The 3,058-nt window shown below is 72.9% G+C and carries 3 protein-coding genes; 2 read left to right on the top strand and 1 reads right to left on the bottom strand.

All coding sequences use genetic code 11. The features are described from left to right. Positions 1-25: 25 nt before the first annotated feature. Positions 26-1,627, bottom strand: a complete 1,602-nt coding sequence (locus MR1_RS11365) for a class I adenylate-forming enzyme family protein (RefSeq protein ID WP_067246556.1) — start codon at positions 1,625-1,627, stop codon at positions 26-28. A 394-nt stretch (positions 1,628-2,021) separates the two neighbouring features. Here MR1_RS11365 and MR1_RS11360 point away from each other — a divergent pair, with 394 nt between their 5' ends. Continuing rightward, positions 2,022-2,354 (top strand): PadR family transcriptional regulator, encoded by a 333-nt coding sequence (locus tag MR1_RS11360; RefSeq protein ID WP_067246554.1) that lies wholly within the window; start codon positions 2,022-2,024, stop codon positions 2,352-2,354. After that, entirely contained in the window at positions 2,351-3,040 is a 690-nt protein-coding gene (locus MR1_RS11355; protein WP_067246551.1) for a DUF1700 domain-containing protein, read from the top strand. The genes MR1_RS11360 and MR1_RS11355 overlap by 4 nt, the downstream gene beginning before the upstream one ends. Positions 3,041-3,058 lie beyond the last annotated feature (18 nt).

Genomic DNA, 3,058 nt, shown 5'->3' with positions numbered 1-3,058 from the left:
ATCCCGGTGACGACCGCCCGCCGCATCACAGCCGCACCCCCTCGCCGGCCAGGATCCGCTCGGCCGTCTCGATCCGGCGGATCTTCCCGCCCGCGGTGCGCGGCAGACGCGGCAGCACGTACCACCGCCGCGGCACGAACTGCGGGGCGAGCCGACCGCGCGCCCACGCGCGCAGGCTCGTCTTGTCCGGGAGCGTCGCCGGCTGGTCCGGGGCGGGGGTGGCCGCCGTGCTCCGGATGCGCGAGGGCGTGGTGACCCCGCCCGGCGCGGCGGCGGCCGGTTCGACGACGAGCGCCACGATCCGCCCGAGGTCCTCGTCGGGAAGCGACACCGCGCACACGGCGCCGACACCGGGCGCGTCGGCGAACGCGCGCTCGACGTCGGGAAGGGAGACCTTGTGTCCGCCGGTCACGACGATGTCGCCCGCCCGACCGGCGAGGTGCAGCCGCCCGTCGACGATCCGCGCCTGATCGTGCACGGTCGCCCATCCGTCGTCGTCGCGCAGGACCGCGCCCGTGGTGGCCGCGAGATAGCCGTCCGAGGCGGCCTCGGCATGGATCCACAGCGTGCCGAGCTCCCCGTCGGGCACGTCGCGTCCGTCGTCGTCGCGGATCCGGGCGAGGATGCCGTCGTAGAGCGTGATCAGTGTGCCGTCGCCGTCCCGGCTGTCCCCGATGAAGCCGATCTCGGCCGCGCCGTAGTAGCTGATCAGCCGCACGTGGGGGAGCACCTCACCGAGCCCGTCGCGGATCGCCGCGGGCAGGTTCGCTCCGCCGGTGACGACGAGGTCCAGCCCGGCGAACCGGAGCGGATCCCGTCGCGTGGCATCGGTGAGCGCGCGCACGACGGCGGGGACGGCGACGATCCGGGTGATGCTCTCGGCGGGGATCCGCGCCGCCATCCGCACCGGGTCGAAGGCGTCGGCGAGGTGCGCCGATCCTCCCGTGGCGAGGCATTCGATCAGCGCATAGAGGGTGAGGCTGTAGGAGAGCGGACCGGGAGCGAGAGTCGCGACACCCGGGAGCGGTTCGAGGTGCGCGGCGGAGACGGCGACGTTGGCGCGGTACTGCCGTCGGGTCTTGAGGAAGGCCTTCGGGTCGCTGGTCGTGCCGGAGGAGAAGAGGAGCAGGAACGCCTCGTCGTCCGCCCGCACCGTCGGTTCCGGGGCGGTGGCGCCGTCGGCCTCGACGGCGACCTCGCGGGAGCGGAACTCGTCGAGGGTGAGGACGGTCCCGGTCCAGCCGCCGTCGGCGAGAGCACGGTGCAGGTCCGGGGAGTCGCTGACCACCACGCCGATCCCCGTGGAGACGATCACCCGGACGCGGTGGTCGAGGGGCCACTGCGGATCGAGGGTCGCGGAGACGGCGCGGTATCCGGCCAGCGCGGCGACGATGCGGGCGGTGTGGAAGGCGTCGGACAGGCTGACCGCCGTGATCGGGATCCCTCCCGTCTCCGGCGCGGGTGCCGGAGGGGCCGTCTGTGCGCGGTGCGCGGCATCGACGACGGCGAACACCCGGCGCGAGTCCGCGACGAGCTGCCGGTACGTGAGTGATTCGTCGTCCCCCACGATCGCGAGCCGATCGGGGTGCTGCTCTGCCGTCTCCCGCACGGCCCGCGTGATCGGCACCTGATGACCTCCCCGGCTGAACGGCCCGCTCCAGTCTAGTTTCCGTTCCACCGCTCGGACCCGGTCCCGGCCGCCCCGCTCGCTGAGCGACGCTTCTCGGTCGTTGAGCGACAGAAGCGAGTCGAAACGGGGTGCCCCGGGTGGGCGTTTCGGTCGTTGAGCGAGCGGAGCGAGTCGAAACGCGGTGACCCGGTGCTGGGCGCCGCGTTTCGTCTCGTCGCTGCGCTCCTCGCTCAACGACCGGGTGGGTGTTTCGGTCGTTGAGCGAGCGAAGCGAGTCGAAACGCGGTGACCCGGGTGGTGGGCGTCGGGTCTCCGCGAGCCGAAACGCGGTGCCTCGGGTATGCCCGGGTCTCGATTGACCTGTCTTGCGTCACCAGCTAGCGTGTTTCGCATGATAGTCGACGTCGGATCGCAGATGCGCAAAGGGGTGGTCGAGTACTGCGTGCTCGGGCTGCTCGCGCGCGGTCCGCGCTATGGCTGGGAGCTTGCCGAGCAGCTCACCGCCGCGGGCATGATCGCGAGCATCGGGACCCTCTACCCGCTTCTCGCCCGACTGCGGCAGAGCGGATGGGTGCGCACCTTCGACCAGCGCTCCGATGCGGGGCCGGTGCGCCGGTACTACGAGCTGACCGGAGACGGCGAAGAGCAGCTCGCCCGGTTCCGCCGCCAGTGGGACCCGTTCGCGCGCAGCGTCGCCGCGCTGATCTCCGAGGGGGAGTCATGACAGAACCGACGTCGGACGCCGATCGGCGGCGGGCGCGCTACCTCGCCGACCTCGACGCGGCGCTGAGCGACCTGCCCGATCGTGTCGCCGCCGACCTGCGCAGCGGGATCGCGGAGGAGTTGGAGGGATTGGACGGAGCCGAGCTGGACGCGCGGATCGCCCAGCTCGGGGACCCGCTCGAGATCGCGCGGGCCGCGGGGGACGCGACGGAGCCGGAGAGCGCGCCCGCACCACCGCGAGCGGTCGCTCCCGCCCCGGCTCCGACACCGCTCGGCGCATCACGCGGCTTCGCGATCGTCGCGGCTCTGGTCCTCGCGTTCGGCGGCTTCCTCGTCCCGCTCGCGGGCTGGGTCGTCGGCGTCGTGCTCGTGCTGGCCAGCCGGATGTGGCGTGGGTGGGAGAAGGCGGTGGCGATCCTCCTGCCGTTCGCGGCGCTCGCGGTGGGCTTCCTCGTCGCGATCATCGGCCACGCGGTCGGCACATCGGCGGGGACCGCCGGGGCGGGCGAGTACGAGGCGCCGAGCCCGCAGATCCCGGGCGGCCTTGTCGTCGGTCTCAACGGCTGGCACTTCGGGATCATCCTGGTCTTCCTTCTCGTCCCGCTCGGCAGCGGCTGGCTCCTCTGGCGGCTCCGTGACCGCTCCGCCCCGGTCGTTGAGCGAGCGAAGCGAGTCGAAACGCGGTGACCCGGGGTTGGGCGCGTC

It is taken from the genome of Microbacterium resistens NBRC 103078, assembly GCF_001552355.1.
Taxonomy (GTDB): domain Bacteria; phylum Actinomycetota; class Actinomycetes; order Actinomycetales; family Microbacteriaceae; genus Microbacterium; species Microbacterium resistens.
Note: the sequence above shows the minus strand (reverse complement) of the source record. Positions and strands in the feature narration are given on the sequence as shown.

What these genes read in the sequence shown, in the direction of transcription:
- MR1_RS11360 (WP_067246554.1), top strand. Translation starts at nt 2,022, where the DNA reads ATGATAGTCGACGTCGGATCGCAGATGCGCAAAGGGGTGGTCGAGTAC.
- MR1_RS11355 (WP_067246551.1), top strand. Translation starts at nt 2,351, where the DNA reads ATGACAGAACCGACGTCGGACGCCGATCGGCGGCGGGCGCGCTACCTC.